This is a genomic window from Citrobacter sp. 172116965 (assembly GCF_013458095.1).
Classification (GTDB): Bacteria; Pseudomonadota; Gammaproteobacteria; order Enterobacterales; family Enterobacteriaceae; genus Citrobacter; species Citrobacter braakii.
In genome coordinates, this window is the sequence record NZ_CP046673.1 from 3083053 (window position 1) to 3108841 (window position 25789).

Sequence of the window (25789 nt, forward strand, 5' to 3'; positions counted from 1 at the left end):
CTCAGGCTACACCGACCAGCAGCCACCGCAGCGCAATAAACAGCGCCAGTGCCAGCATCGATGCCACCCACATCAATCGAATCGTATGGGAAATGTCGTCTACCGAAATGTCGCGTTGTGCATCACCGATCCACGGTTTCTCAACGCGCTCGCCAAAGTAGTCATTAGGACCACCCAGACGAATTCCTAATGCCCCGGCAACGGACGCTTCTGACCACGCGCAGTTTGGGCTGCTGTGGTTGTAGCGATCGCGCCAGCCAATCTGCAAAGCACGCGCGCCGTCCTGGCGACATAAAAATGCCGCTGCGCCCAGCAGCAGCCAACTTAGTCTCGCGGGAATATAATTTGCGACATCGTCCAGACGAGCGCTGACCATACCGATAGCGCGGTATTTTTCATGTTTGTAGCCCACCATGGAGTCAAGGGTGTTTACCGCTTTGTAGGCCATCGCCAGAGGCGCACCGCCGAGGAGCAAGAAGAACAGCGGCGCGATGATGCCATCAACGGTGTTCTCAGCCACGGTTTCCACTACGCCGCGATTGATCTGCTGTGGCTGTAATTGCGAGGTATCACGTCCTACAATCCATGACAGCTTTTCCCGACTTGCAGCAAGGTTACCGGCACGTAGCGGACGCTCGACATCCTGCGCGGCATTTGCCAGGCAGCGCCCGGCCAGCACGGCAAAGATCATCCAGACCTCAACCACCCAACCAAGCCAGGGATGAATAGAGTGCGCCAGCGCCAGTACTCCCCAGGACACAGCCCAGGTCAGCCCCACCACCACAATCCACATCACCGCGCCACCGATGCGTAGCGCACGGTCGCTATGGCAGTAACGCCGAACAACCCGTTGCACCGCAGAAATCAGATTGCCAATCCAGCGCACCGGATGCGGCCAGTTCTGCGGATCGCCGATGATAAAATCAAGCAGCCAGGCAACACACCACGCGAGGATGGTCATAGTGCGCTCCTCGCGGCTGCCAGCCAGTGGTTAAGCATCTGCGGACGTTGAGCAAAATGAACGTGTAGATAGCTGGCAAAGGTATTTCCCACCTGCCAACCGCCGGACCAGGCTTGCAGCGTTTTGCCATCGCGCACTTTGCGACAGTTCATCACCGCGGGGGTTTCAGGGGTAAAATCGGAGTAGTGGAATTCATGTCCGCGCAGCACTTCACCTTCTGCAGCTAACAACGTTTGCTGCGCGGCCTGCGCTTCGCAGTAGCCAAATCGGGTCAGACGTTTTCCCATTTTGCTGTGACCGGGAATGATATCCGCCATCAGCCAGGTATCACCCTGGCTGTCTTCCAGCGAACTGCCGAGATACATCAGCCCCCCGCACTCGGCATAAATCGCGACACCCTGCTGGTGCGCCGCCCGCAGTTGGTTAAGCATTGCAATATTACGGGCCAACGCCGCAGCATGTAACTCAGGATAGCCACCCCCCAGCCAGATCATCTGACAGTCGGGTAAACAGGTGTCGTGCAACGGGCTAAAACGGACAATCTTAAGCCCCGTGCGCTCCAGAAGCGTAATGTTGTCCGGGTAGTAGAAATTGAACGCTTCGTCATCGGCGATGGCAAGCGTTAGCCCTGCCCCGGCGTCTGCGGCGGGCAACGCTGGCCATTCACCCGCAGGAAGCGTGTCTAACTGGCTTAATCTCAGCAGCGCGTCGATATCAAGGGTTTGCTCCAGCGTCGCGGCAAACGCCTGCCACGGCTGCTGGTTGATAACCGACTCACGCGCGGTAACTAACCCCAGATGACGCTCAGGAAGCGCAACGCCTTCCATACGGGGAACGTAGCCTAATACGGGTACAGCGCAGTAACGCTCAATCGCCACTTTCAGGAGCTGGTAATGCGTTTCGCTGTTAACCCGGTTAACAATAACGCCGGCAATATTCAGGGTTGGATCAAAATGCTGAAACCCCATTACCGTCGCGGCGATCGAGGTGGAAACGGCTTTGCCATCAACCAGTAGGATAACCGGACAGCCTAACTGTTTGGCCATCGCGGCGGTGCTGCAGTAGTTTGGGTCGGTGCCGTATCCGTCATACAACCCCATAACGCCTTCAATAACGGCGATATCCGCATGTTGCATGTGCTCGCGAAATAAAGCATTCAGGGTGGGGACGGGAAGCATGAAGCTATCAAGATTGCGGGAAGCAGTGCCGCATACCGCGGAATGCCAGCCGGTATCAAGGTAATCGGGGCCTACTTTGCAAGGCTGGACGCGTAAACCGCGTTTTTTCAACAAGCTCAACAGGCCCAGCGTCACCGTGGTTTTACCACAGCCGCTTCCGGTACCTGCAAGAACAAAAGCGTGAAAATTGGCCGCCATACCCTGATCCTGTTCAGGGTGGTAGGGGTGTAAAGATACCCAGTCTCTCGACTGTATGCATCTGAACCACCCACTTCCCACCGAAGTTGTTGGTAGTCACTGACAGGCAGGTCTTCTGGCTTAGCGTCATCCTCACCCGTCCTTCCCAATCTTGCGATCAGTGGTCAATACGGGGTCGTCAGCATCACAGCAGCGGGGGCTGCGGGGGATTCTCACCCCCTTCCCTACCACAAATGTGGCAAACCTGTCAGTTCAAGAGCCTGATTAATTAAGCTCTCTGTTATGAGGTAAATTCACGACCTCATGACAATAATTCAATTTAATATCTTGCCGGGTTCATTCAACCAATTACCTGGCATAAACCCACTTATTCATATGCTCGCATTCTGAATGAAAGTGCCAACAAAGAATAAAGAAAGTCATTCACAGAGACACTGTATCTCATCACAAAAATAAAAACTGGTGCAGTTTATCCCTCTAATACTAATATTTTGTTGCGCTATGACAATTTATTGACTGCTGTCGCTACTTTTCATTTTATAATGACTGGCATAGCGCCCTATATCAAAAATCGGCAATAGCAAAATATTGCCATTTAAGCGGATTCGCCACGTGAAATAACATTTATTTGTTGGCGAAATGCCTGCGGCGTGACCTGATACGTTTGACGAAAAACTTTGCAAAAATAACTGGTTTGCGAAAATCCTAAATTACGCGCAATGCTGGCTATGCTCCAGTCACTGTGGCAAAGCAGCTCTTTTGCACTGGCCATTCGCTGCTGGTTTACCCATGCGTTAAAACCGATACCATGATATTTTTTGAACAATTTGCTGAAATAGTAAGGGCTAAGGTAAACATGAGAGGCGACATCCTCCAGACGCAATTCGTCTGATAAATGCGCATCAATATAACGCAGTGCTTTTTTCATTTTGCTGTCATGAGGATTGGTGCTGCGGTTAGTGCGTACCGGCTCTGACTGCTGCGGGTTATCTTTGATAACCACAAAATTAAGTTGTTTCTTAAGGCAATTTTCCACGATGAGCTTCAGCAGATCCGCTGAGGCGATGACTCGCGAATAGTCCATTTCCGGTACATTACGAAACTCGTTGACCAGTTCGGGATCGGCTTGCCAGCGGTCATCTACATTCAGAATATCAACCAAACCAACATCGTTACTTAAGCGTACCTGACCACAAAGCACAAACCCTACCAGGTGCCCCGCAATGACCAGCGGAATTGAGAAATCGGTAAGTCCGGCGTGACAGCGATAGATGCAGGGTTGATCGGATTTAGAGGCTTCCAGCCCTCCACAGCGATCGCTCATACGACAACGGGTACTGTGCTGAGGATGCTGACGCATCAACTGGCAAAAAGGGGTGAAATTAAAAAGCTCAGAAATTTCATCACCGTGAATATTGACAACCACAACGGCCAGACTGGTGGCCTGCGCAAAATCCTGTGCGATTTTATTAATGAGTTCTGAGTTCAGGGCACTCGCAGAAATCATGATAAAACCTCTCAGTTAATTTATTGTTATAAATAAAACATATTATTCACATTCGTTTTCACCCTGCCATCCTGAGCATTGATGAAAGTCGTAATTGAACATAACAAAAGTCTCCCATTCTTGGGAGACTTTTTGGGCAGTTCAGGATACCGGATCACGAAAACAGTTTTTACTTTTCAAAAATAAACTTCTTCTGTGAAGCTAGCTCTCATTTTCGTCCAGCTTACACGTATTACACGGTAAATTTTTGCCAATCAAATAACGATAAATTGCTGCACCTGCGCACGCGCCGATGATAGGGGCCACAATCGGTACAATGAAATAAGGGATATCACGCCCACCGGTCATCGCAACATCTCCCCACCCGGCCATCCAGGCAAACAATTTAGGACCAAAATCACGCGCCGGATTCATCGCAAATCCGGTGAGCGGACCGGTGGATGCGCCGATAACAGCAACCAGAATACCAATCAGCAATGGTGCCAACGGACCTTTAGGAACGCCGTTACCGTCGTCAGTCAGCGCCATGATCATCCCCATAAGAATGGAGGTAATCACCACTTCGACCAACGCTGCCTGCCAGACGCTGAGCGCCGCCGCAGGATAAGTACTAAAAATACTGGCGAGGTGCAGGCTTTCCAGACTGCCGCGCACCATCTGGTGGGCCGACTCATACTCGGTAAACAGACTGCCGTAGAGCAAGTAAGCCAGCAAAGCGCCACCAAAGGCCCCCGCGACCTGCGCCACAGTGTAAGGTAATACTTTGCGCCCCGGAAAACAGGCAAACAGCCACAGTGCGATGGTGATAGCAGGGTTGAGATGCGCGCCAGAAATCCCGGCCGTCAGGTAGACTGCAAGCGAGATCCCCAGCCCCCAAATGATGCAGATTTCCCACAATCCCAGGCTGGCACCTGCGACTTTCAGAGCGCTCAGGCAGCCAATACCAAAAAACAAAAACAGCCCGGTACCCAAAAACTCAGCAATGCATTGCGCTTTTAGTGAATCGTTCATTGTGACACCTTCTAAGCAGAGTTCGTGTCTTTACCAGCGGACTCCTTACTGGCAAGTAGAATACTTCGAGGCTTACTATAAAAGGCCGTATCAGCAAATTGTTGGCATTCTGCGGATAGCTTGCCCTTTAAAATCGTGGCGCAATAGCAAATTCTTGCTACGCACTTTATTAAAACATTAGAGTCAATCGGGATTTCACGTATTACACGGACATTTTCAAAACAATAAAATATTGCTATTAGCAGAAATCTGTTTTCAAACCACCATCACAATTTCATTTTTTTCGCATAGCAAATGATATTTATAATGTCACCCAAAAAAGTGTAAATGTGGAACTTACATAACTAAATAATCATATCAATGAGATTTAATATAGTCATTAAAAACAACAAGTTAAAATAATTAATAGCAATTTTATATCACCTTACCTCTATTATTTTTTCACTCTCAATTTCAAGTCAGCCATTCTTTTTCCTCGCTTCTTTTTATAGTCATGAACATCGGGACAACCCAGGCGAGGTCTTTATGCAACAAGAAGCGTTAGGAATGGTAGAAACCAAAGGCTTGACTGCAGCCATAGAGGCCGCAGATGCAATGGTGAAGTCAGCCAATGTAATGCTGGTCGGCTACGAAAAAATTGGTTCGGGGCTGGTAACAGTCATTGTCCGCGGCGATGTTGGCGCAGTCAAAGCAGCAACAGATGCAGGTGCCGCCGCAGCACGTAATGTGGGAGAAGTGAAAGCCGTACACGTCATCCCACGCCCTCACACCGATGTAGAAAAAATCTTACCGAAGGGAATTAGCTAATGAGCAGCAATGAGCTGGTTGATCAGATCATGGCGCAGGTGATTGCTCGCGTGGCAACGCCGGAACAGCAGGCTATCCCTGAAAATAATCCTCCAACACGAGAAACGGCTATGGCAGAGAAAAGCTGCAGTTTAACGGAGTTTGTCGGTACTGCGATTGGCGACACCGTCGGTCTGGTAATCGCCAACGTGGACAGCGCCCTACTGGACGCAATGAAACTTGAAAAACGGTATCGCTCCATTGGCATCCTTGGCGCGCGTACTGGTGCAGGCCCGCACATCATGGCCGCAGATGAAGCGGTAAAAGCCACCAATACTGAAGTCGTCAGTATTGAGTTGCCACGTGATACCAAAGGCGGCGCGGGTCACGGTTCGCTGATTATTCTCGGCGGCAACGATGTTTCCGACGTGAAACGCGGAATTGAGGTTGCGCTGAAAGAACTGGATCGCACCTTTGGCGATGTGTATGCCAACGAAGCCGGTCACATCGAGATGCAATACACCGCACGCGCCAGCTACGCGCTGGAAAAAGCCTTTGGTGCACCGATTGGCCGTGCCTGTGGCGTGATCGTCGGCGCGCCGGCATCCGTTGGTGTCCTGATGGCTGATACTGCGCTGAAATCCGCCAACGTGGAAGTTGTGGCCTACAGCTCCCCTGCCCATGGCACCAGCTTCAGTAACGAAGCCATTCTGGTCATTTCAGGCGATTCCGGCGCTGTGCGTCAGGCCGTTATCTCCGCCCGCGAAATCGGTAAAACCGTACTCGGGACCCTCGGCTCAGAACCGAAAAACGATCGTCCGTCCTACATCTGATATCAGTGAGGCTGATTCATGAGATCGAAAAGATTTGAAGCACTGGCGAAGCGCCCTGTGAATCAGGATGGCTTCGTTAAGGAGTGGATCGAAGAAGGCTTCATTGCGATGGAAAGCCCGAACGACCCTAAACCGTCGATTAAAATCGTCAACGGTACAGTCACAGAACTGGACGGCAAATCCGCCAGTGAATTTGACTTAATTGACCATTTCATTGCCCGCTATGGCATTAACCTGGCGCGCGCTGAAGAAGTCATGGCGATGGACTCAGTAAAACTTGCCAATATGCTTTGCGACCCTAACGTGAAGCGCAAAGACATTGTGCCGCTGACCACCGCAATGACCCCGGCAAAAATTGTCGAAGTGGTGTCCCATATGAACGTCGTTGAGATGATGATGGCCATGCAGAAAATGCGTGCTCGTCGTACACCGTCTCAGCAGGCGCACGTCACTAACGTTAAAGATAATCCGGTGCAGATTGCCGCTGATGCGGCTGAAGGCGCCTGGCGCGGATTTGACGAACAGGAAACGACGGTTGCCGTTGCGCGTTATGCACCCTTTAACGCCATTGCGCTGTTAGTCGGCTCACAGGTTGGGCGCCCTGGCGTATTAACCCAGTGCTCGCTGGAAGAAGCGACCGAACTTAAACTCGGTATGTTAGGCCACACCTGTTACGCGGAAACCATCTCTGTCTATGGTACTGAACCCGTCTTTACCGACGGCGACGACACGCCATGGTCGAAAGGTTTCCTCGCCTCTTCCTACGCCTCACGCGGTCTGAAAATGCGCTTTACCTCCGGTTCTGGCTCAGAAGTTCAGATGGGTTACGCCGAAGGTAAATCGATGCTTTACCTCGAAGCCCGCTGTATTTACATCACCAAAGCCGCTGGCGTACAGGGTTTACAAAATGGCTCAGTAAGCTGCATCGGCGTGCCTTCCGCTGTGCCGTCAGGCATTCGTGCGGTGTTAGCTGAAAACCTGATCTGTTCCTCCCTGGATCTGGAGTGTGCCTCCAGCAACGACCAAACCTTTACCCACTCGGATATGCGTCGTACTGCCCGCCTGCTGATGCAGTTCCTGCCGGGTACTGACTTCATCTCTTCCGGTTATTCCGCTGTGCCGAACTACGACAACATGTTTGCGGGTTCGAACGAGGATGCTGAAGATTTTGACGACTACAACGTTCTCCAGCGAGACCTCAAGGTAGATGGGGGTCTGCGTCCGGTTCGTGAAGAAGACGTTATCGCCATTCGTAATAAAGCGGCACGTGCACTGCAGGCCGTCTTTGCCGGGATGGGATTACCGCCAATCACTGATGAAGAAGTAGAAGCGGCGACTTACGCCCACGGTTCGAAAGATATGCCGGAGCGAAACATCGTTGAAGATATCAAGTTTGCGCAAGAGATCATCAATAAAAACCGTAACGGTCTGGAAGTGGTGAAAGCCCTTGCTCAGGGCGGGTTTACCGATGTCGCTCAGGACATGCTCAACATCCAGAAAGCCAAGTTAACCGGGGATTATCTGCATACCTCCGCCATTATCGTTGGCGACGGACAGGTGCTATCCGCAGTAAATGACGTCAATGACTATGCCGGTCCGGCAACAGGTTATCGCCTACAAGGCGAACGCTGGGAAGAGATCAAAAACATCCCTGGCGCACTTGATCCCAACGAACTTGGCTAAGGGGTGAAAAATGGAAATCAATGAAAAGCTGCTGCGCCAGATTATTGAAGACGTACTGTCTGAAATGCAAACCAGCGACAAACCCGTCTCATTCCGCGCATCGACAGCGGCTAGCGCACCACAGGCTGCAGCGGCGCAGGGCGACAGCTTTCTGACCGAGATTGGCGAAGCCAAACAAGGCCAGCAGCAAGACGAAGTGATTATTGCCGTAGGTCCCGCGTTTGGACTGTCGCAAACCGTCAATATCGTAGGGATCCCGCATAAGAACATCTTGCGCGAAGTGATTGCGGGTATTGAAGAAGAAGGCATTAAAGCGCGCGTTATCCGCTGCTTTAAATCCTCCGATGTGGCATTTGTCGCCGTGGAAGGTAACCGTCTGAGCGGTTCCGGGATCTCTATCGGCATCCAGTCAAAAGGCACCACGGTAATCCACCAGCAGGGGTTACCGCCACTTTCTAACCTGGAGCTGTTCCCTCAGGCACCACTTCTGACGCTGGAAACCTATCGTCAGATCGGTAAAAACGCCGCGCGTTATGCCAAGCGTGAATCTCCGCAACCGGTCCCTACTCTGAATGACCAGATGGCTCGTCCTAAGTACCAGGCGAAATCGGCCATTCTGCACATTAAAGAGACCAAATACGTCGTGACGGGCAAAAACCCGCAGGAACTGCGCGTGGCGCTTTGATAAAGGATAACTCCATGAATACCGACGCAATTGAATCGATGGTTCGGGATGTGCTAAGCCGGATGAACAGCCTGCAAGGCGAGTCCGCGACGCCGGTCGCGGCGAGTTCATCAGCACATACCGCGAAAGTCACGGATTACCCTCTCGCGAATAAACATCCTGAGTGGGTAAAAACCGCAACCAACAAAACTCTGGATGACTTCACGCTCGAAAATGTTCTGAGCAACAAAGTGACGGCGCAGGACATGCGCATCACCCCTGAAACGCTGCGCCTTCAGGCGGAAATCGCCAAAGATGCCGGACGTGACAGACTGGCGATGAACTTCGAGCGTGCAGCTGAGCTAACCGCTGTACCTGACGATCGCATTCTTGAGATCTACAACGCGCTGCGCCCATACCGCTCAACGAAAGACGAGCTGATGGCTATCGCTGACGATCTCGAAAATCGTTATCAGGCAAAGATCTGTGCAGCTTTCGTTCGTGAAGCGGCAGCGCTGTACGTTGAGCGTAAAAAACTCAAAGGCGACGACTAACTCAGGGACAGGATCATGCGATATATAGCTGGCATTGACATAGGCAACTCATCAACGGAAGTCGCTCTGGCTACCCTCGATGAGTCTGGCGCACTGAGCATCACCGGCAGCGCGTTGGCAGAAACCACCGGAATTAAAGGCACATTACGTAATGTGTTTGGTATTCAGGAGGCACTTTCGCTGGCAGCAAAAAATGCCGGTATCAATGTCAGCGATATTTCGCTCATCCGTATTAACGAAGCCACCCCGGTCATTGGCGACGTCGCGATGGAAACGATAACCGAAACCATCATCACTGAATCCACCATGATCGGCCATAACCCTAAAACGCCGGGCGGCGTCGGATTAGGCGTTGGCGTCACTATTACGCCGGAAGACCTGCTCAGCCGTCCGGCGGATACGCCCTATATTCTGGTGGTGTCATCGGCATTTGATTTCGCCGATGTCGCCACGATGATTAATGCCTCCGTCCGCGCCGGATACCAGTTAACTGGCGTTATTTTGCAGCAGGACGATGGCGTGTTGGTCAGTAATCGTCTGACTCACCCCCTGCCTATCGTCGATGAAGTCCTTCATATCGACCGCATCCCGTTAGGTATGCTGGCAGCTATTGAGGTCGCAATTCCAGGAAAAGTCATTGAAACGCTTTCTAACCCTTACGGGATTGCGACCGTTTTTGGCCTCAACGCCGACGAGACTAAAAACATTGTCCCGATGGCGCGGGCGCTGATTGGCAACCGTTCTGCCGTGGTCGTGAAAACGCCATCAGGTGATGTGAAAGCACGGGCCATTCCTGCCGGAAATCTGGAGCTACAGTCGCAGGGTCGTACCGTACGGGTCGACGTTGCAGCTGGCGCTGAAGCGATTATGAAAGCGGTTGGTGAATGCCCGAAACTGGATAACGTCACCGGAGAGGCTGGCACCAATATTGGCGGCATGCTGGAGCATGTGCGCCAGACAATGGCTGAATTAACTAACAAACCCAGCCACGAAATTTTTATTCAGGACCTGCTGGCAGTCGATACCTCGGTTCCCGTCAGCGTGACCGGCGGGCTAGCCGGTGAGTTCTCGCTGGAACAAGCTGTCGGCATTGCTTCCATGGTGAAATCAGACCGCCTGCAAATGGCGATGATTGCTCAGGAAATCACGCAAAAGCTCAACATTGACGTCCAGGTTGGCGGCGCCGAAGCCGAAGCTGCCATTCTGGGGGCCTTAACCACCCCCGGCACGACGCGGCCACTGGCTATTCTGGACCTCGGTGCAGGATCGACCGATGCCTCCATCATCAACCCGAAAGGCGAAATTATTGCCACGCACCTGGCGGGTGCGGGCGATATGGTCACGATGATTATTGCCCGTGAACTGGGGCTGGAAGACCGTTATCTCGCTGAAGAGATCAAAAAGTACCCGCTGGCGAAAGTCGAGAGCTTGTTCCATCTTCGCCACGAAGATGGCAGCGTCCAGTTCTTCCCTACACCTCTCCCGCCAACGGTTTTTGCCCGCGTATGCGTAGTAAAACCCGATGAACTGGTGCCACTGCCAGGCGAACTGGCGCTGGAGAAAGTCCGGGCCATTCGCCGCAGCGCTAAGGAACGCGTTTTCGTCACCAACGCACTCAGAGCGCTACGTCAGGTGAGTCCGACCGGGAACATTCGGGATATTCCCTTTGTGGTGCTGGTTGGCGGCTCATCCCTGGACTTTGAAGTTCCGCAACTGGTCACCGATGCGCTGGCACACTATCGCCTGGTTGCCGGGCGCGGCAACATTCGTGGTACCGAAGGTCCGCGCAACGCGGTCGCGACAGGGCTGATTCTCTCCTGGTACAAGGCATTCGCTCATGGAAAGTAATCTCACCACGCCAGCCATCGTTATCTTCGCCACTGCTGGATGCACTGACGTCTGGAGTGATGTGCTGCTGGGTATTGAAGAAGAAGGGATCCCCTTTGTGATTCAGGAGAGCCCGTCAACTGACGTTATCCACAACGCATGGCTGGCAGCTTGCCAATCGCCACTGCTGGTTGGCATTGGCTGCAGTCGCGAAAAACTGGTCGTGCACTATAAAAACTTACCCACATCAGCGCCACTATTTACGCTGACGTATCAACAAGATAACCATGCCCGACGCAGCATTGGTAATAACGCTGCGCGGCTGGTTAAAGGCATTCCGTTTCGGGAATGCCACTCATAACCCACAGGAGAAAAGCAGTATGAATAACGCACTGGGACTGGTTGAAACAAAAGGGCTCGTCGGCGCTATTGAAGCCGCTGATGCCATGGTGAAATCCGCAAATGTGCAGTTGGTTGGTTACGAAAAAATCGGCTCAGGCCTTATCACCGTTATGGTTCGCGGCGATGTCGGCGCAGTGAAAGCTGCCGTAGATGCAGGAAGCGCTGCAGCAAGCGCCGTTGGCGAGGTGAAATCCTGCCACGTTATCCCGCGTCCGCACAGCGACGTTGAAGCCATTTTACCTAAATCCGCATAAATCGTTGCAACCAAGGAGCACAGCGTGAAGCAATCACTGGGATTACTTGAAGTTAGTGGTCTGGCATTAGCCATCAGTTGCGCGGACGTCATGGCGAAAGCCGCCTCCATCACGCTGGTGGGCCTCGAAAAAACCAACGGTTCAGGCTGGATGGTGATCAAGATAATCGGGGATGTGGCCTCCGTCCAGGCGGCCATTTCCACCGGTGTCAGTTTCGCTGACCAGCGAGATGGACTGGTGGCTCACAAAGTCATATCCAGACCAGGGGATGGCATTCTGTCACATAGCGTCACCCCGGAGTCTGAGTCTGAGCCAGCGCCCGCCCCGACACCGGTCGTACCACATGAAGAGATCCCTGAGGACCATGCAGCGCCCGAAGCGCCACAAGATGCAGAGTTGATTAGCTGCAATCTGTGTCTTGACCCTGCCTGCCCCCGTCAAAAGGGCGAGCCGCGCTCTCTTTGTCTGCACTCAGGCAAACGAGGTGAAGCGTGATGGATAAACAGCAACTGGAGACAACGGTCACCAAAGTTCTGGATGAAATGCGTGAGCGCCCTATTCCGCTAGGGATCTCTAATCGTCATATTCATCTATGCGCTGAAGATTACGACCGCTTGTTTCCCAATCACCCTATTAGTGAGAAAAAAGAGCTGCTGCAGCCCGGACAATATGCAGCAGACCAGACCGTCACGCTGGTGGGACCAAAAGGTCAGTTAAAAAATGTGCGCTTACTCGGCCCACTGCGTAGCACCAGTCAGGTCGAAATTTCTCGTACCGACGCTCGTACGTTGGGAATTGCTGCTCCACTACGGATGTCAGGCAGTATCGAGGGCACGCCAGGCGTTCGCCTTATCAGTCCATTTGCTGAACTGGACTTAGCATCCGGGGTAATCGTCGCCCAACGCCATATCCATATGTCGCCGCTCGATGCCCTAATCCTGCGCGTTTCCCATGGCGATAAAGTCTCTGTTGCCATTAATGGCGATGAACGTCGACTGATTTTCGATAACGTCGCCGTACGCGTTTCGCCGGATATGCGCCTTGAGATGCATATCGATACCGACGAAGCCAATGCTGCGGGCGCAGATAATCCGCAGGCATTTGCCACACTGGTGAGCCCACGATGAACAACGAACTGCTGCAACGCATTATCGAGGAGGTTGTTTCCCGATTAAAAAAACGCGCGGAAAGCACGCTCTCGCTTAGCGTCGCGCAGTTACGAGAAATCGAACCACGGACATTGTGCTGCCAGTACTCGTCGCTCCACCTCCTGCAGGCGGACCTGCCATTGCTGGAGCAAATTGCCGAGGGCTGCGCAGACAACATATCGGTGGTAACGATCCACGAAGCGCTGGCATGCGGAGTCCGCGTGAAAATTTCACTACAACACCGATTGTTACCCGCAATCCCCGTTAGAAAACTTGCGCGTCTGCCTCTGGAGTTCAGCGACGAGCTGGGGCGAATCATCGTTTTGCATCCTGACAAACTTCTCAGCTATGCCGACGTCGCCCAACTGAAGGGGGGCGTTCTGGTGCTACGTCGTCGATGTGTCGTGACGGCTCTGGCTCAGGACGCCGTCGGTACGCGAAATGTCCAATTAATTAAGCAGGAGTGAGCTATGCATCTGGCACGGGTTACAGGCGTTGTGGTTTCCACGCAAAAATCTCCATCACTGGTGGGGAAGAAACTGTTGCTGGTACGTCGGGTGAGTGCGGACGGAGAACTTCCCGCGTCCCCTGTGAGTGGAGATGAAGTCGCAGTTGATTCTGTCGGCGCTGGAACTGGAGAACTGGTATTACTCAGCAGTGGCTCCAGCGCCAGACACGTTTTTTCCGGCCCTAATGAGGCCATCGATCTGGCTATCGTCGGCATTGTCGACACGCTTTCTCGTTAGGAGGAACTATGGCGATTTATACCCGCACTGGCGATGCTGGCACAACGGCCCTCTTTACCGGGCAACGCGTGAGCAAAACGCACCCGCGAGTCGAGGCTTACGGCACGCTGGACGAACTTAATGCGGCGCTTAGCCTGTGTGTTTGCGCAGCGAAAAACCCGCAGCACCGCCAGTTACTCGAAAACATTCAACTGCAGCTTTTTTGGTTCAGCGCCGAGCTGGCAAGCGAAAGCGAACAGCCAGCGCCAGAGCAGCGCTACATCAGCTCAGAAGAAATTGCCGCGCTGGAGGCCGCCATTGATACCGCGATGGGGAGAGTGCCCCCCCTACGCAGCTTTATTTTACCTGGCCGCAGCGAAGCCGCCAGCCGTCTGCACTTTGCCCGCACGCTGGCCCGCCGCGCAGAGAGGCGACTGGTCGAACTCTCCACCGAGATTTCCGTCAGACACGTGCTGATGCGTTATATCAATCGCCTCTCCGACTGCTTATATGCGCTTGCACGAGCAGAAGATCATGACGCCCATCAAAACAACATTATTCAGAAAGTGGCGGAGCGTTATCTCGCAGCCATCCGTACATCAGCCACCAGGGAGCCGGCTATGTCTCTGTCTTTTCAGGAACTCCACCAACTCACTCGCGCTGCGGTAACGAGAGCAGAAGAACTTCAGGTTCCGGTCGTCATCAGCATTGTTGATGCGAATGGGACCCAAACGGTGACCTGGCGCATGCCTGACGCATTACTCGTCAGTAGCGAACTGGCACCGAAAAAAGCCTGGACCGCCGTGGCAATGAAAACCGCCACGCACGAGCTGACATCGGCAGTGCAGCCAGGTGCCGCGCTTTACGGTCTGGAAAGCCATATGCAGGGAAAAGTCGTCACCTTCGGTGGCGGGTACGCATTATGGCGTGAGGGGTTACTCCTTGGGGGTCTTGGCATCAGCGGGGGAAGCGTTGAGCAGGATATGGACATTGCAGAAACGGCCATTGCGGCAATTAACGTGAGAACACATCAATGAACACTTCAGAACTTGAAACCCTTATTCGTAACATTTTGAGTGAGCAACTTGCCCCGGCAAAAACAGAAGTTAAGGGTAATGGTATTTTTCCGTCCGTTAGCGAAGCGATCGATGCCGCTCATCAGGCTTTTCTGCGTTTTCAGCAATGTCCATTGAAAACCCGCAGCGCCATCATTAACGCCCTGCGAGAAGAGCTGACGCCTCACCTTGCTTCATTGGCTGCTGAAAGCGCTGCCGAAACGGGAATGGGCAACAAAGAGGATAAGTTCCTTAAAAATAAAGCTGCGTTGGACAATACCCCGGGTATCGAAGATCTCACCACCACGGCGCTTACCGGCGACGGCGGCATGGTGTTATTCGAGTATTCACCCTTTGGCGTGATTGGTTCCGTCGCCCCCAGCACCAACCCGACGGAAACCATTATTAACAACAGCATCAGTATGCTGGCTGCGGGAAATAGCGTTTATTTTAGCCCACATCCAGGTGCAAAAGCGGTCTCACTGAAGCTGATTACCATGATTGAAGATATTGCTTTTCGCTGCTGCGGGATTCGGAATCTTGTCGTCACGGTCACAGAACCCACTTTTGAGGCTACCCAGCAGATGATGGCGCACCCTAAAATCGCAGTTCTGGCGATTACCGGTGGTCCAGGCATTGTTGCTATGGGCATGAAAAGCGGGAAAAAAGTCATTGGCGCAGGCGCAGGCAATCCTCCCTGCATTGTTGATGAAACAGCCGACCTGGTTAAGGCGGCGGAAGATATCATCAATGGCGCATCCTTTGATTACAACCTCCCCTGCATTGCTGAGAAGAGCCTGATTGTTGTTGATGTCGTTGCCGAACGACTGGTTCAACAAATGCAGTCTTTTGGCGCGATGCGACTCAATAGCGAAGAGACAGACAAACTGCGCGCAGTTTGTCTGCCAGAAGGAATAGCCAATAAACAACTGGTAGGGAAAAGCCCGGCAACCTTACTGGAAGCCGCGGGAATACCGGTTCCGGCAAAAGCACCTCGATTACTGATAGGTATCGTCAAGGCTGACGACCCATGGGTTACCAGCGAGCAACTGATGCCAATGCTCCCCATCGTAACGGTGAGCGATTTTGACAGCGCGTTAACGTTGGCCCTGAAGGTTGAAGAGGGATTGCATCACACCGCCATTATGCATTCGCAAAATGTGTCACGTCTGAACCTTGCCGCGCGCACGCTTCAGACCTCCATTTTTGTGAAAAATGGCCCCTCTTATGCTGGGATTGGCGTTGGTGGTGAAGGCTTTACCACCTTCACCATCGCAACGCCGACCGGCGAAGGAACGACATCTGCGCGCACTTTCGCACGCTCTCGTCGTTGCGTGCTGACAAACGGTTTTTCTATTCGCTAATGGGGCCGTTATGAAAAGCTTTTCACTGCAAACTCGATTGTACAGCGGCCAGGGAAGCCTGGATGTGCTTAAGCGCTTCACGAATAAGCATATCTGGATTATCTGCGATGGTTTTCTCGCGCGTTCTCCCCTGATTGAAAAGCTGCGCGACGCGCTGCCAGCGGATAACCGCATCAGCATTTTCAGCGATATCACCCCCGATCCCACCATTAGCACGGTAGTACAAGGGATTGCGCAAATGCAGTCCCTACGACCGGACGTCGTAATTGGTTTTGGCGGTGGCTCTGCACTGGACGCCGCAAAAGCCATCGTCTGGTTCAGCCGACAGTTCGGTATTGAGATTGAAACCTGCGTTGCAATTCCCACCACCAGCGGCACGGGATCGGAGGTGACCAGCGCCTGCGTGATTAGCGATCCGGATAAAGGCATTAAGTATCCATTATTTAATAATGCGCTTTATCCGGACATGGCCATCCTTGATCCGACGCTGGTCGTCAGCGTTCCGCCAGCCATAACCGCGAATACCGGCATGGACGTATTAACGCATGCGCTGGAGGCTTACGTATCCACGAAGGCCAGCGACTTCACCGATGCGCTGGCTGAAAAAGCGGCACAAATCGTCTTCCAGTACCTGCCTGTCGCCGTCAGCAAAGGCGACTGCCTGGCAACCAGAGGAAAAATGCACAACGCGTCAACGCTCGCGGGAATGGCATTCAGTCAGGCTGGTCTGGGTATCAATCATGCGATTGCCCATCAGTTAGGCGGCCAGTTTCATCTGCCCCACGGACTTGCCAATGCGCTGCTGCTGACCCATGTCATTCATTTTAATGCCCGCGATCCGCGGGCTGCGAAGCGCTACGCCCGTTTCGCTAAAGCCTGCCACCTATGCCCGGATAACGCGAACGATACGGCGGCACTGAATGCGCTAATTCGTCATATAGAGCTACTCAAAAAACAGTGTGCGTTACCTTCTTTTGCTGACGCGCTTAAAGACGGAAAGCAAGCCTGGTCACAACGTATACCGTCGATGGTTCAGGCCGCGCTGGCTGATGTCACGCTGCAAACCAATCCTCGTGTTGCCGACGCCAGCGCCATGCAGGAACTGCTTGAGGAATTATTATGAAGACAGCCATGACGGCAGAGTCCACGCTTTATGATGCGCAGACAATTCGCGAACGCGTTCGCGCAGCGGGTGTTGTCGGGGCCGGAGGCGCAGGCTTTCCTGCTCACGTAAAATTACAGGCGCAGGTCGATACGTTTCTGGTCAATGCGGCAGAATGTGAGCCGATGCTGAAAGTTGACCAGCAATTGATGGCCGTTCAGGCTGAGCGACTTATCCGCGGCGTTCAATATGCCATGACGGCTACCGGGGCCAGGGCCGGTATTATTGCGCTGAAAGAGAAATATCAAAGGGCTATCAATGCATTAACGCCCCTTTTACCTACCGGGATCCGCTTACATATTTTGCCTGATGTCTACCCGGCTGGTGACGAGGTTTTGACCATCTGGATGGCAACGGGCCGGAGAGTTCCGCCTGCCGCGCTGCCGGTCAGCGTCGGCGTGGTGGTCAATAACGTCCAGACGGTGCTCAACATCGCCAGAGCCGTTGAGCAGCAGTATCCGGTTACGCGTCGTACCCTGACCGTTAATGGCGCGGTCGCCAGACCAATCACTCTGACCGTCCCTATCGGAATGTCTTTACGTGAGGTTCTGGCGTTGGCAGGTGGTGCTACCGTTGACGAGCCCGCTTTTATTAACGGTGGTCCGATGATGGGCGGCCTGATTACCTCACTGGATACCCCAGTCAGCAAGACCACCGGGGGACTGCTGGTTTTACCAAAGTCTCATGCGTTGATTCAGCGGCGGATGCAGGATGAACGCACCGTGCTTTCCGTCGCAAAAACCGTTTGCGAGCAGTGTCGTTTGTGTACGGATTTGTGCCCAAGGCATTTGATCGGCCATGAATTATCGCCGCACCTGCTGGTTCGCGCGGTTAATTATCAGCAGGCGGCCACACCGCAGTTACTGCTCACGGCCCTGACCTGTTCAGAATGCAATGTATGTGAAAGCGTAGCCTGTCCGGTTGGGATTTCACCGATGCGAATTAACCGCATGCTTAAACGCGAGCTACGGGCGCTCAACCATCGTTATGAAGGGCCGTTAAATCCTGAGGATGAAATGGCGAAGTATCGGCTTATTCCGGTGAAGCGCCTTATTACCAAACTGGGCCTTAGCGACTGGTATCACGATGCGCCACTGACTGAGACTGATTATCCCACGGATAAAACGACGCTGTTGCTACGCCAGCATATTGGTGCCAGCGCCATCCCATGTGTACTGCAGGGCGAACACGTTGTTCGCGGTCAATGCGTTGCCGATGTGCCGTCCGGTGCATTAGGCGCACCTGTCCACGCCAGTATTGACGGTATTGTCAGCGAAATTACTGAGCAATCCATCACGGTAATAAGAGGTTAATCATGTCTCAGGCTATAGGGATTTTAGAACTCACCAGCATTGCCAAAGGAATGGAAGCGGGCGATGCCATGTTAAAAAGCGCGAATGTGAATTTACTGGTCAGCAAGACCATCTGCCCGGGCAAATTTCTGCTCATGCTCGGTGGTGACGTAGGCGCAGTACAACAGGCGATCGCCACCGGAACTTCTCTTGCTGGCGATATGCTCGTTGATAGTCTGGTACTACCCAACATTCACGCCAGCGTACTTCCTGCGATCAGTGGACTTAACAGCGTGGATAAGCGTCAGGCCGTTGGCATTGTTGAAACATGGAGCGTTGCGGCCTGCATCTGCGCCGCCGACCGTGCGGTTAAAGCCTCCAATGTCACGCTGGTACGCGTCCATATGGCATTTGGTATCGGTGGCAAGTGCTACATGGTTGTCGCTGGCGATGTGTCTGATGTGAATAACGCAGTGACAGTTGCCAGTGAAAGTGCGGGTGAAAAAGGTCTGTTGGTTTACCGTTCGGTCATCCCTCGTCCGCATGAAAGCATGTGGCGACAGATGGTGGAGGGATAATGGAAAGACAACCCACCACGGATCGTATGATTCAGGAATATGTTCCTGGCAAGCAGGTTACGCTGGCGCATCTTATCGCTAATCCAGGTAAAGATTTGTTCAAGAAACTGGGATTACCAGAGTCGGTTTCCGCAATCGGTATTCTGACGATTACCCCCAGCGAAGCCTCAATCATCGCCTGTGATATCGCCACGAAATCCGGGGCGGTAGAGATTGGTTTTCTCGACCGTTTTACCGGCGCAGTGGTACTGACAGGCGATGTTTCCGCTGTTGAGTACGCGCTGAAACAGGTAACCCGGACGCTGGGCGAAATGATGCGTTTTACCGCCTGTCCCATCACCCGGACATAATCTCATGAAACGCATAATGCTAATTGGCCCCAGCCAGTGCGGTAAAACGTCACTCACGCAGTGCATGCGGGGAGAGGCGCTTCACTATCAGAAGACCCAGGCCATTGTCTGGTCTCCCACAACGATAGACACACCGGGTGAATATCTCGAAAACCGCTGCCTGTACAGCGCGCTGCTGGCCAGCGCCTGTGAAGCAGACATCATCGCGCTGGTTCTCAATGCTGACGCGCCGTGGTCACCTTTTTCTCCAGGTTTTACTGGCCCGATGAACCGACCCGTTATCGGCCTCGTCACCAAAGCCGATTTAGCCATCCCGCAGCGTATTTCTCTCGTGGAGAGTTGGTTAGTTCAGGCTGGCGCGCAACAAGTATTTGTCACCAGCGCGCTGGAGAATACCGGGGTCGATGAGATGTTCATTTTTCTGAATGCAAAGGAATCTTCATGTCTCACAAAATAATGGCCATTAATGCAGGCAGTTCCTCGCTTAAGTTTCAGCTTCTGGCGATGCCGCAGGGTGAAATGATTTGCCAGGGACTGATCGAGCGTATCGGTATGTCTGATGCGCAAGTCTCCCTAAAAACACCAGCGCAAAAATGGCAGGAGACTTTGCCCGTAGCCGATCACCGTGAAGCAGTAACGCTGCTACTGGAAAAACTGCTCAGTCACAATATTATCAGCAGTCTGGAAGAGATCGACGGCGTAGGCCATCGAGTCGCACACGGTGGAGAATCCTTCAAAGATTCCGCACGGGTAACCGATGAAACACTGGCGGAAATCGAACGCCTTGCGGAACTGGCACCGCTTCATAACCCGGTTAATGCGTTGGGGATTGCGATATTTCGCCAGCTACTGCCGAAAACGCCAGCCGTTGCGGTTTTTGACACGGCTTTTCATCAGACCCTTGATGAGCCTTCTTTCATTTATCCCCTGCCCTGGCGCTACTACTCAGAGCTCGGTATTCGTCGTTATGGTTTTCATGGTACCAGCCACAAGTATGTCAGCGCTCAGCTTGCTGAAAAGCTGGGCGTGCCGCTCAGCGCCCTGCGGGTTGTTTGTTGTCATCTGGGCAACGGCAGCAGCATCTGCGCTATCAAAGGCGGACATTCGGTGAATACCTCCATGGGTTTTACGCCGCAGTCTGGCGTAATGATGGGCACGCGAAGTGGCGATATTGATCCATCCATTCTGCCGTGGATTGCCCTGCGTGAAGGCAAAACCCCGCAGCAGCTCAACCAATTGCTCAACAATGAGTCCGGATTACTCGGAGTTTCTGGTGTTTCACCCGACTACCGGGACGTTGAACATGCCGCAGATACGGGCAATCACCAGGCAGCACTGGCGTTGACGCTTTTTGCCGAGCGGATTCGCGCCACTATTGGCAGCTATATTATGCAGATGGGCGGTCTGGATGCGCTGGTGTTTACCGGGGGAATTGGTGAAAATTCAGCGCGTGCTCGCGCCGCGATTTGCCACAACCTGAATTTCTTAGGCCTGGCCGTTGATGAAGAAAAAAATCAGCGTAACGCCACCTTTATTCAGACGGAAAATGCGGTAGTTAAAGTGGCGGTGATTAATACCAATGAAGAGCTGATGATAGCCCAGGACGTTATGCGTTTAGCGATATCAGAAACTGTGACATTGGGCATTCCCGCCTGATATTGCCGAACCGCAAATTGCGGCAAATCATGGTAATAGCGCGATCGCCATGACACTATGCGCCGAGGATTGCTGAACACAAAGGTGAAGACGTGGCTGTTGCGCAATGTCCCGCATCGTGCGGAGAACTTATCCAGGGCTGGATTCTGGGGAGTGAGAAACTGGTCTCCTGCCCGGTCGAATGGTATAGCACCGTTGAGGTCACTTCAGGCTCACCGCTGACAGATGAACGTCCACTTTCTCGGGCAATGGTTAACAGGTTATTACAGCACTGGCAGTACCCGGCGCATCTCAGTCAGGATATCCGGATAGATGTTCAGTCAACCATTCCTATCGCGAAAGGAATGGCCAGCAGCACTGCGGATATTGCCGCCACGGCCATCGCCGCAGCGCATTATCTGGGCCATCAACTGGATGAGCCAACACTGGCACAGCTTTGCGTTTCTCTGGAGCCAACCGACAGCACCGTTTTTCGTAAGCTAACCCTTTTCGATCATAACAACGCTTCCACGCAAATAGGTTGTGAAGCTCAGCCTCAACTCGATCTGCTGGTTCTCGAAAGCCCTGAAACATTGCGTACCGCGGATTATCACCGTATTCCACGTCATTCCGGCTTGCAGGCGGGAGCTGCGGCCCTCCAACGGGCATGGGAAAAAGTACAGGAAGCCTGTATTAGCCAAAATCCTTACCGGTTGGGAGAAGCGGCTACGCTTAGCGCAATCGCCAGCCAACTGCTGTTACCAAAACCGGATTTTGATTCACTATTAGCACTGGTGGAAGAATGTGATTTATACGGCGTCAACGTCGCGCACAGCGGCAGCGTAGTCGGACTGATGCTGGACAGAAATCGTCATGATGTGGATTACATTAAATGGATGCTGACGCAGAAAAAACTTACGATTCACTGGCCGGAACAGCATTTGTTACGCATGGTGACGGGCGGGGTCGAACTGCAATAAGGGTCGCCGCACGGCAGCGACCCGGACAAGCATAAAATCGTTACTCGGCTTTCGCTTCGCCGTTTTTCACTTCGCCCATGGCTTTCAGCTTTTTAGAGATATCGCGGCGTTCTTTAGAGATCTCGGCGTTTTTGATGATGTAGTCATCAACACGATCTTCATAATCGCTTTTCATGCTGGCAATGATGCCCTGAATCGCTTCCACGCTCATACCAGGCTTGATGTAATCGCTCAGGTTGTCCAACAGCAGAACGCGTTTCTGGTTGTCACGGATCTTTTTCTCAACGTCCTGGATTTCACGTTGCAGTTTGTTTTTACGACGGAACAGACGAACAAATTCCAGCACGTCCTGGAAAGAAGGCTTGGTAGTTTCCATTTTTACACCCCTGATAATGTGAGATTCGGATTCGTTAAAACAACGGCTAAAGTGGGTCAACATTACTTTCATGCCCGCCATACTTCAAGTTGCATCTGCATCGACAATGCATGGTTGAAACCTGAGTTATCGAGGGTAAAGCCATTGCAGTTACCAATGGTTTTAGCCTTTTTCAGTATCATACCTCTAATCTTTGCTGAATCGAAGCAGCAGTAGAACCAATCCCCTCATCTGCTCTTTATTTGCGCAGTGCGCGACAGATTAAATGTGACAGTAACTCCAGCTGTCGAGCCATCTCCATGTTCAACCAAACGTAGCCGTGAATGGGCGTTTCTGCGACATTATCGCCTTTATGCTCAGCAATAAGCTGACGCAGCTCTGCTACGGTGTCATTGAGCTTTTCCGTATTGGCAAGCACCGGCTGCGGATTACCTTCATACAAGGCGTGGGTTATTGTCAGTAGTGCATGCTGGGTCCTGAGCTGAGTTTCACGCAGAGTATGCGCATTCAACATGACAAAGTGGCTGGTACGGCTGGCCCACAGCGCATTAATTTGCAGCTCGAGCATGCAGACCAGATTGCGATTCACCGTCTGAATAGCCTCAAAGATCGATTTTTGAATGCGGGTTTCCTTGCTGGCAGGAGCGATGAGCCCACGCATTTTGACAACGTCGCTCAACAGTTGTTGTAAATGTTTTTCCAGCCGCGGTTGCTCGAGCAGATTGGGGGATAGCGCGGCCTGATACACCCGATTGTACCCCGTGACACAATGCGCCAGTTGGATACGCCAGTGTATAAATGCCCGCTGCGGCCAGATGCCGGTAAACAGCATCGCCAGTAACGACCCCAGAATAACATCACCACCGCGCCATAACGCGGTGTTCATATCTCCGGCAGGCGCACCCACGACCACGGCAAGCGTTATGCCAATCAGCAGCGCCTGATACGGCCTTTTACCCAGCGCCAACCAGCCGCAGAGAAACATCGCTACCGCGCACCATATCAGCATTAACGGCAGCGAGAAGAGTTCCAGACGCAGGGCAACCAGTCCCAGGACCGAGCCCAGGATCGTGCCACCTATACGTTCAAAGGCCCTGGGAACAACGTTACCCCAAAAAGATATTGGCCCCATAATCACCACCAGCGTGATCAGAGGCCATGTACCTTCGGGAATGTTTAACAGGCGCACCAACAGAAAAGTAAGGAGAAACGCCAGCGCAATGCGAATACCATGCACCACACGATAATGACGATACAAACGAATTTCAAAAGGACTCAGCGATTTGTCTGCACGCACTCATGCACTCCGTCAGGGAATAGCAAAGAAGCGAATTGTACCTGTTTTTAGCGTGAAAAGATCATCCTGATTTACACCCCAAACAGTTACTTCGTCTGCACTGGCACGTACATTTCAATGTCCCAGTAACCGTCCTCCATGCCATTGTTCATATAAACTTCAAAGCAGGGTTTAGCGGCTATCGCATAAGTCGTATCCTGCAACAGGCGCTCAAAGAACTGATACCAAGGCGTCGCAAAATCGTGATTCTCAACGCGCGCAACGGCGACAGCATAGTCGCCACCCGCCAGTTCGGTGAGGATCACCCCTTCGCTATTTTCCGGGATTTCAAAACCTTCAGGCACAGAAACCACGGTATCACAGCGCAGTTTTTCCGCAGGAACAACATCAGGGTTGTCGTAATAAACAGCAATCCATTCCAACGGCACAATCTGTTTACCGTCGACCCACTTCATTAATTGCTCAAACCCCTGCTTCACCGTTTGTTCCCACGGTCCAACCATATGGAAACCGGCAATCATGCGTTTTTCGACCAGCTTTATCTCGTACTCCATACAACCTCCACGGTTACACTGTATTTATATACAGTGTAATTTCTGGCTATGTCGGCCACAAGGAAATAGTGATTATTATGTGAGCAGATTCGCACTCTTGCCAGTCAGACGCATCAGGAAAAACTACGCCTTGTGGTGGAAATAGTCGCTCAGGCGCGAGAAAACGCCGCCTTCGCCGACGGATTCCAGCGTAACCAGAGGCCAATGTGCCACCAGCTTATCCCGATCGTAGAGTTCAATTTCCCCCACACGTTGATGCGCAGCGATGGGAGCAACCAGCTCTTTCTTATCAAGGATATATTTTGCTTTGATGTTAGGGACTTCTGCTTTAGGCAGGGCCATCCAGAAATCCTGCTCGGTTCCGAGGCTGATTTTTTCTTTATCGCCATACCAGATCCGTTCAGTGCCAACCTGCTTACCGCTACGCAAAACCTGTACTGTATCGAAGTTGTGTTGCCCCCATTGCAGCAGTTTACGCGCCTGATCTTCGCGCCCTTTCGCACTCTCCGCGCCCATCACCACCGCAATCAGGCGGCGCTGACCATCGACGGCGGAAGCAATCAGGTTAAATCCGGCACCGGACGTATGCCCTGTCTTCAGGCCATCTACGTTCATGGTTTTATCCCACAACAAACCGTTACGGTTTTGCTGTGTGATGCCGTTCCAGGTAAGGCTTTTCTCACTGTACATATGGTAGAAATCCGGTTCTCCGTGGATGATAGCGCGGGACAGCACGGCCAGGTCGTACGCCGAGCTATGCTGACCCGGCGCATCCAGACCATGTACCGTTTCAAAATGGGTGTCCTGCAGGTTCAGCTTTTGCGCATAGTTGTTCATCATCGCGACAAACTGCGGCTGCCCTCCGGCGATGTAATCCGCCAGTGCCACGCAGGCATCATTACCGGAATCAACAATTAACCCACGGCTGAGGTCGCGTACCGAAACGCGATCCCCTTCTTTCAGGAACATCAAGGATGAACCGACAAATACCGGATTATCTTTTGCCCATGCATCGCGCCCGACGGTCACAATATCTGTCGGACTAATACGCTTGCTGTCAATTGCGCGATCGACAACATAGCCAGTCATCAGTTTCGTCAGGCTGGCAGGATTGCGCTGCTGGTGTTCATTACCGGCTGTCAGGATTTGGCCCGTGGTGTAATCCATTAACACCCATGCCCCGGCAGTAATCGCAGGAGGTTGTGGGGCGAAGCTCACGGCATCGCTCGCCCAGGCGGGCGAAAAACTCATCGTTAATAGTGAAGCGGCAATAAACAAACGGCGTTTCAACAGCATGTCTTCAGGAAAGGGAGAAATAGCCGTTCTTTTTACGGAAGTTCTGTCGAACAAACATGGATAAATTGCAAGAAAATGTGACATAAGGCACATTTTCTTGCTATCAGGAAAGGGTTTCA

The 25789-nt window shown here is 52.6% G+C and carries 29 protein-coding genes and 1 riboswitch; of the genes, 21 read left to right on the plus strand and 8 right to left on the minus strand.

The window, feature by feature from the left end; all coding sequences use genetic code 11:
* Position 1: 1 nt before the first annotated feature.
* The 4 genes from cbiB to pduF all read right to left on the minus strand — a co-directional run bounded on the left by cbiB (position 2) and on the right by pduF (position 4855).
* Positions 2-961 (minus strand): adenosylcobinamide-phosphate synthase CbiB, encoded by a 960-nt coding sequence (cbiB, locus tag GPJ68_RS15075; protein ID WP_016156868.1) that lies wholly within the window; start codon positions 959-961, stop codon positions 2-4.
* Positions 958-2337, minus strand: a complete 1380-nt coding sequence (locus GPJ68_RS15080; RefSeq protein ID WP_075848395.1) for a cobyrinate a,c-diamide synthase — start codon at positions 2335-2337, stop codon at positions 958-960. The genes cbiB and GPJ68_RS15080 overlap by 4 nt, the downstream gene beginning before the upstream one ends.
* Before the next feature lie 87 nt (positions 2338-2424).
* A riboswitch (cobalamin riboswitch) is annotated at positions 2425-2600 on the minus strand.
* Between the two features lie 332 nt (positions 2601-2932).
* Complete coding sequence (gene pocR / locus GPJ68_RS15085) at positions 2933-3844, minus strand: regulatory protein PocR (protein ID WP_104651494.1); 912 nt, start codon at positions 3842-3844, stop codon at positions 2933-2935.
* A 201-nt stretch (positions 3845-4045) separates the two neighbouring features.
* Entirely contained in the window at positions 4046-4855 is an 810-nt protein-coding gene (pduF, locus tag GPJ68_RS15090) for a propanediol diffusion facilitator PduF (RefSeq protein ID WP_016153527.1), read from the minus strand.
* Positions 4856-5380: 525 nt separating this feature from the next.
* Here pduF and pduA point away from each other — a divergent pair.
* The 21 genes from pduA (at position 5381) to GPJ68_RS15195 (ending at position 22147) form a co-directional block, all read left to right on the plus strand.
* The gene (gene pduA, locus GPJ68_RS15095; protein WP_003030255.1) at positions 5381-5662 is read left to right on the plus strand and encodes a propanediol utilization microcompartment protein PduA; all 282 of its coding nucleotides are present in this window, start codon (positions 5381-5383) and stop codon (positions 5660-5662) included.
* Positions 5662-6474 (plus strand): propanediol utilization microcompartment protein PduB, encoded by an 813-nt coding sequence (gene pduB, locus GPJ68_RS15100; RefSeq protein ID WP_016153528.1) that lies wholly within the window; start codon positions 5662-5664, stop codon positions 6472-6474. The genes pduA and pduB overlap by 1 nt, the downstream gene beginning before the upstream one ends.
* An 18-nt stretch (positions 6475-6492) precedes the next feature.
* Complete coding sequence (pduC, locus tag GPJ68_RS15105; RefSeq protein WP_003030249.1) at positions 6493-8157, plus strand: propanediol dehydratase large subunit PduC; 1665 nt, start codon at positions 6493-6495, stop codon at positions 8155-8157.
* Positions 8158-8167: 10 nt separating this feature from the next.
* Positions 8168-8842, plus strand: a complete 675-nt coding sequence (gene pduD, locus GPJ68_RS15110) for a propanediol dehydratase medium subunit PduD (protein ID WP_003844241.1) — start codon at positions 8168-8170, stop codon at positions 8840-8842.
* A gap of 14 nt (positions 8843-8856) precedes the next feature.
* A complete protein-coding gene (pduE, locus tag GPJ68_RS15115) occupies positions 8857-9375 on the plus strand; it encodes a propanediol dehydratase small subunit PduE (RefSeq protein ID WP_016153529.1) in 519 nt (172 codons plus the stop codon).
* Positions 9376-9390: 15 nt separating this feature from the next.
* A complete protein-coding gene (locus GPJ68_RS15120) occupies positions 9391-11223 on the plus strand; it encodes a diol dehydratase reactivase subunit alpha (protein WP_019077098.1) in 1833 nt (610 codons plus the stop codon).
* Positions 11213-11563 (plus strand): glycerol dehydratase reactivase beta/small subunit family protein, encoded by a 351-nt coding sequence (locus tag GPJ68_RS15125; protein WP_016156873.1) that lies wholly within the window; start codon positions 11213-11215, stop codon positions 11561-11563. Before GPJ68_RS15120 ends, GPJ68_RS15125 begins: the two co-directional genes overlap by 11 nt.
* A gap of 19 nt (positions 11564-11582) precedes the next feature.
* A complete protein-coding gene (gene pduJ / locus GPJ68_RS15130; RefSeq protein ID WP_001057752.1) occupies positions 11583-11858 on the plus strand; it encodes a propanediol utilization microcompartment protein PduJ in 276 nt (91 codons plus the stop codon).
* Positions 11859-12353 carry a BMC domain-containing protein gene (locus GPJ68_RS15135; RefSeq protein ID WP_370461224.1) on the plus strand — a complete coding sequence of 165 codons (495 nt, stop codon included), beginning with the start codon at positions 11859-11861 and terminating at the stop codon, positions 12351-12353. It begins immediately after the preceding gene.
* Positions 12353-12985: a phosphate propanoyltransferase gene (locus tag GPJ68_RS15140; protein ID WP_016153533.1), complete on the plus strand. Its 633-nt coding sequence runs from the start codon at positions 12353-12355 to the stop codon at positions 12983-12985. The genes GPJ68_RS15135 and GPJ68_RS15140 overlap by 1 nt, the downstream gene beginning before the upstream one ends.
* Positions 12982-13473: a microcompartment protein PduM gene (gene pduM, locus GPJ68_RS15145; RefSeq protein ID WP_016156875.1), complete on the plus strand. Its 492-nt coding sequence runs from the start codon at positions 12982-12984 to the stop codon at positions 13471-13473. The genes GPJ68_RS15140 and pduM overlap by 4 nt, the downstream gene beginning before the upstream one ends.
* Before the next feature lie 3 nt (positions 13474-13476).
* Positions 13477-13752 carry a EutN/CcmL family microcompartment protein gene (locus GPJ68_RS15150; RefSeq protein ID WP_003030211.1) on the plus strand — a complete coding sequence of 92 codons (276 nt, stop codon included), beginning with the start codon at positions 13477-13479 and terminating at the stop codon, positions 13750-13752.
* An 8-nt stretch (positions 13753-13760) separates the two neighbouring features.
* A complete protein-coding gene (pduO, locus tag GPJ68_RS15155; RefSeq protein ID WP_016153535.1) occupies positions 13761-14768 on the plus strand; it encodes a two-domain cob(I)yrinic acid a,c-diamide adenosyltransferase PduO in 1008 nt (335 codons plus the stop codon).
* Positions 14765-16150 (plus strand): CoA-acylating propionaldehyde dehydrogenase PduP, encoded by a 1386-nt coding sequence (gene pduP, locus GPJ68_RS15160; RefSeq protein WP_104651492.1) that lies wholly within the window; start codon positions 14765-14767, stop codon positions 16148-16150. Before pduO ends, pduP begins: the two co-directional genes overlap by 4 nt.
* Before the next feature lie 10 nt (positions 16151-16160).
* Positions 16161-17273 (plus strand): 1-propanol dehydrogenase PduQ, encoded by a 1113-nt coding sequence (locus tag GPJ68_RS15165; RefSeq protein WP_016156879.1) that lies wholly within the window; start codon positions 16161-16163, stop codon positions 17271-17273.
* Positions 17270-18625 carry a cobalamin reductase PduS gene (gene pduS, locus GPJ68_RS15170; RefSeq protein WP_104651491.1) on the plus strand — a complete coding sequence of 452 codons (1356 nt, stop codon included), beginning with the start codon at positions 17270-17272 and terminating at the stop codon, positions 18623-18625. The genes GPJ68_RS15165 and pduS overlap by 4 nt, the downstream gene beginning before the upstream one ends.
* Before the next feature lie 2 nt (positions 18626-18627).
* Entirely contained in the window at positions 18628-19182 is a 555-nt protein-coding gene (gene pduT, locus GPJ68_RS15175) for a propanediol utilization microcompartment protein PduT (RefSeq protein ID WP_003030201.1), read from the plus strand.
* Complete coding sequence (gene pduU / locus GPJ68_RS15180) at positions 19182-19532, plus strand: propanediol utilization microcompartment protein PduU (RefSeq protein ID WP_016156881.1); 351 nt, start codon at positions 19182-19184, stop codon at positions 19530-19532. Before pduT ends, pduU begins: the two co-directional genes overlap by 1 nt.
* 4 nt (positions 19533-19536) lie before the next feature.
* Positions 19537-19989, plus strand: a complete 453-nt coding sequence (gene pduV, locus GPJ68_RS15185) for a propanediol utilization protein PduV (RefSeq protein WP_104651490.1) — start codon at positions 19537-19539, stop codon at positions 19987-19989.
* Entirely contained in the window at positions 19974-21188 is a 1215-nt protein-coding gene (locus GPJ68_RS15190; protein WP_104651489.1) for an acetate/propionate family kinase, read from the plus strand. The genes pduV and GPJ68_RS15190 overlap by 16 nt, the downstream gene beginning before the upstream one ends.
* Positions 21189-21280: 92 nt before the next feature.
* Positions 21281-22147, plus strand: coding sequence for an L-threonine kinase (locus tag GPJ68_RS15195; protein WP_104651488.1), 867 nt, complete (start codon positions 21281-21283; stop codon positions 22145-22147).
* 40 nt (positions 22148-22187) lie between these two features.
* On the opposite strand, the gene GPJ68_RS15200 is transcribed toward GPJ68_RS15195, so the two are convergent.
* From GPJ68_RS15200 to dacD, 4 genes are all read right to left on the minus strand, one after another.
* Positions 22188-22523 (minus strand): DUF496 family protein, encoded by a 336-nt coding sequence (locus tag GPJ68_RS15200; protein ID WP_003834176.1) that lies wholly within the window; start codon positions 22521-22523, stop codon positions 22188-22190.
* 238 nt (positions 22524-22761) lie between these two features.
* A complete protein-coding gene (locus GPJ68_RS15205) occupies positions 22762-23820 on the minus strand; it encodes an FUSC family protein (RefSeq protein ID WP_104651487.1) in 1059 nt (352 codons plus the stop codon).
* 86 nt (positions 23821-23906) lie between these two features.
* Positions 23907-24374 carry a DNA gyrase inhibitor SbmC gene (sbmC, locus tag GPJ68_RS15210; protein WP_016153545.1) on the minus strand — a complete coding sequence of 156 codons (468 nt, stop codon included), beginning with the start codon at positions 24372-24374 and terminating at the stop codon, positions 23907-23909.
* Positions 24375-24497: 123 nt separating this feature from the next.
* Positions 24498-25670 (minus strand): serine-type D-Ala-D-Ala carboxypeptidase DacD, encoded by a 1173-nt coding sequence (dacD, locus tag GPJ68_RS15215; protein WP_047415460.1) that lies wholly within the window; start codon positions 25668-25670, stop codon positions 24498-24500.
* Positions 25671-25789 lie beyond the last annotated feature (119 nt).

Excerpts from the sequence above, each read along its gene's own strand:
- cbiB (WP_016156868.1), bottom strand. The coding sequence starts at position 961 with ATGACCATCCTCGCGTGGTGTGTTGCCTGGCTGCTTGATTTTATCATC.
- GPJ68_RS15080 (WP_075848395.1), bottom strand. The coding sequence starts at position 2,337 with ATGGCGGCCAATTTTCACGCTTTTGTTCTTGCAGGTACCGGAAGCGGC.
- pocR (WP_104651494.1), bottom strand. The coding sequence starts at position 3,844 with ATGATTTCTGCGAGTGCCCTGAACTCAGAACTCATTAATAAAATCGCA.
- pduF (WP_016153527.1), bottom strand. The coding sequence starts at position 4,855 with ATGAACGATTCACTAAAAGCGCAATGCATTGCTGAGTTTTTGGGTACC.
- pduA (WP_003030255.1), top strand. The coding sequence starts at position 5,381 with ATGCAACAAGAAGCGTTAGGAATGGTAGAAACCAAAGGCTTGACTGCA.
- pduB (WP_016153528.1), top strand. The coding sequence starts at position 5,662 with ATGAGCAGCAATGAGCTGGTTGATCAGATCATGGCGCAGGTGATTGCT.
- pduC (WP_003030249.1), top strand. The coding sequence starts at position 6,493 with ATGAGATCGAAAAGATTTGAAGCACTGGCGAAGCGCCCTGTGAATCAG.
- pduD (WP_003844241.1), top strand. The coding sequence starts at position 8,168 with ATGGAAATCAATGAAAAGCTGCTGCGCCAGATTATTGAAGACGTACTG.
- pduE (WP_016153529.1), top strand. The coding sequence starts at position 8,857 with ATGAATACCGACGCAATTGAATCGATGGTTCGGGATGTGCTAAGCCGG.
- GPJ68_RS15120 (WP_019077098.1), top strand. The coding sequence starts at position 9,391 with ATGCGATATATAGCTGGCATTGACATAGGCAACTCATCAACGGAAGTC.
- GPJ68_RS15125 (WP_016156873.1), top strand. The coding sequence starts at position 11,213 with ATGGAAAGTAATCTCACCACGCCAGCCATCGTTATCTTCGCCACTGCT.
- pduJ (WP_001057752.1), top strand. The coding sequence starts at position 11,583 with ATGAATAACGCACTGGGACTGGTTGAAACAAAAGGGCTCGTCGGCGCT.
- GPJ68_RS15140 (WP_016153533.1), top strand. The coding sequence starts at position 12,353 with ATGGATAAACAGCAACTGGAGACAACGGTCACCAAAGTTCTGGATGAA.
- pduM (WP_016156875.1), top strand. The coding sequence starts at position 12,982 with ATGAACAACGAACTGCTGCAACGCATTATCGAGGAGGTTGTTTCCCGA.
- GPJ68_RS15150 (WP_003030211.1), top strand. The coding sequence starts at position 13,477 with ATGCATCTGGCACGGGTTACAGGCGTTGTGGTTTCCACGCAAAAATCT.
- pduO (WP_016153535.1), top strand. The coding sequence starts at position 13,761 with ATGGCGATTTATACCCGCACTGGCGATGCTGGCACAACGGCCCTCTTT.
- pduP (WP_104651492.1), top strand. The coding sequence starts at position 14,765 with ATGAACACTTCAGAACTTGAAACCCTTATTCGTAACATTTTGAGTGAG.
- GPJ68_RS15165 (WP_016156879.1), top strand. The coding sequence starts at position 16,161 with ATGAAAAGCTTTTCACTGCAAACTCGATTGTACAGCGGCCAGGGAAGC.
- pduS (WP_104651491.1), top strand. The coding sequence starts at position 17,270 with ATGAAGACAGCCATGACGGCAGAGTCCACGCTTTATGATGCGCAGACA.
- pduT (WP_003030201.1), top strand. The coding sequence starts at position 18,628 with ATGTCTCAGGCTATAGGGATTTTAGAACTCACCAGCATTGCCAAAGGA.
- pduU (WP_016156881.1), top strand. The coding sequence starts at position 19,182 with ATGGAAAGACAACCCACCACGGATCGTATGATTCAGGAATATGTTCCT.
- pduV (WP_104651490.1), top strand. The coding sequence starts at position 19,537 with ATGAAACGCATAATGCTAATTGGCCCCAGCCAGTGCGGTAAAACGTCA.
- GPJ68_RS15190 (WP_104651489.1), top strand. The coding sequence starts at position 19,974 with ATGTCTCACAAAATAATGGCCATTAATGCAGGCAGTTCCTCGCTTAAG.
- GPJ68_RS15200 (WP_003834176.1), bottom strand. The coding sequence starts at position 22,523 with ATGGAAACTACCAAGCCTTCTTTCCAGGACGTGCTGGAATTTGTTCGT.
- sbmC (WP_016153545.1), bottom strand. The coding sequence starts at position 24,374 with ATGGAGTACGAGATAAAGCTGGTCGAAAAACGCATGATTGCCGGTTTC.
- dacD (WP_047415460.1), bottom strand. The coding sequence starts at position 25,670 with ATGCTGTTGAAACGCCGTTTGTTTATTGCCGCTTCACTATTAACGATG.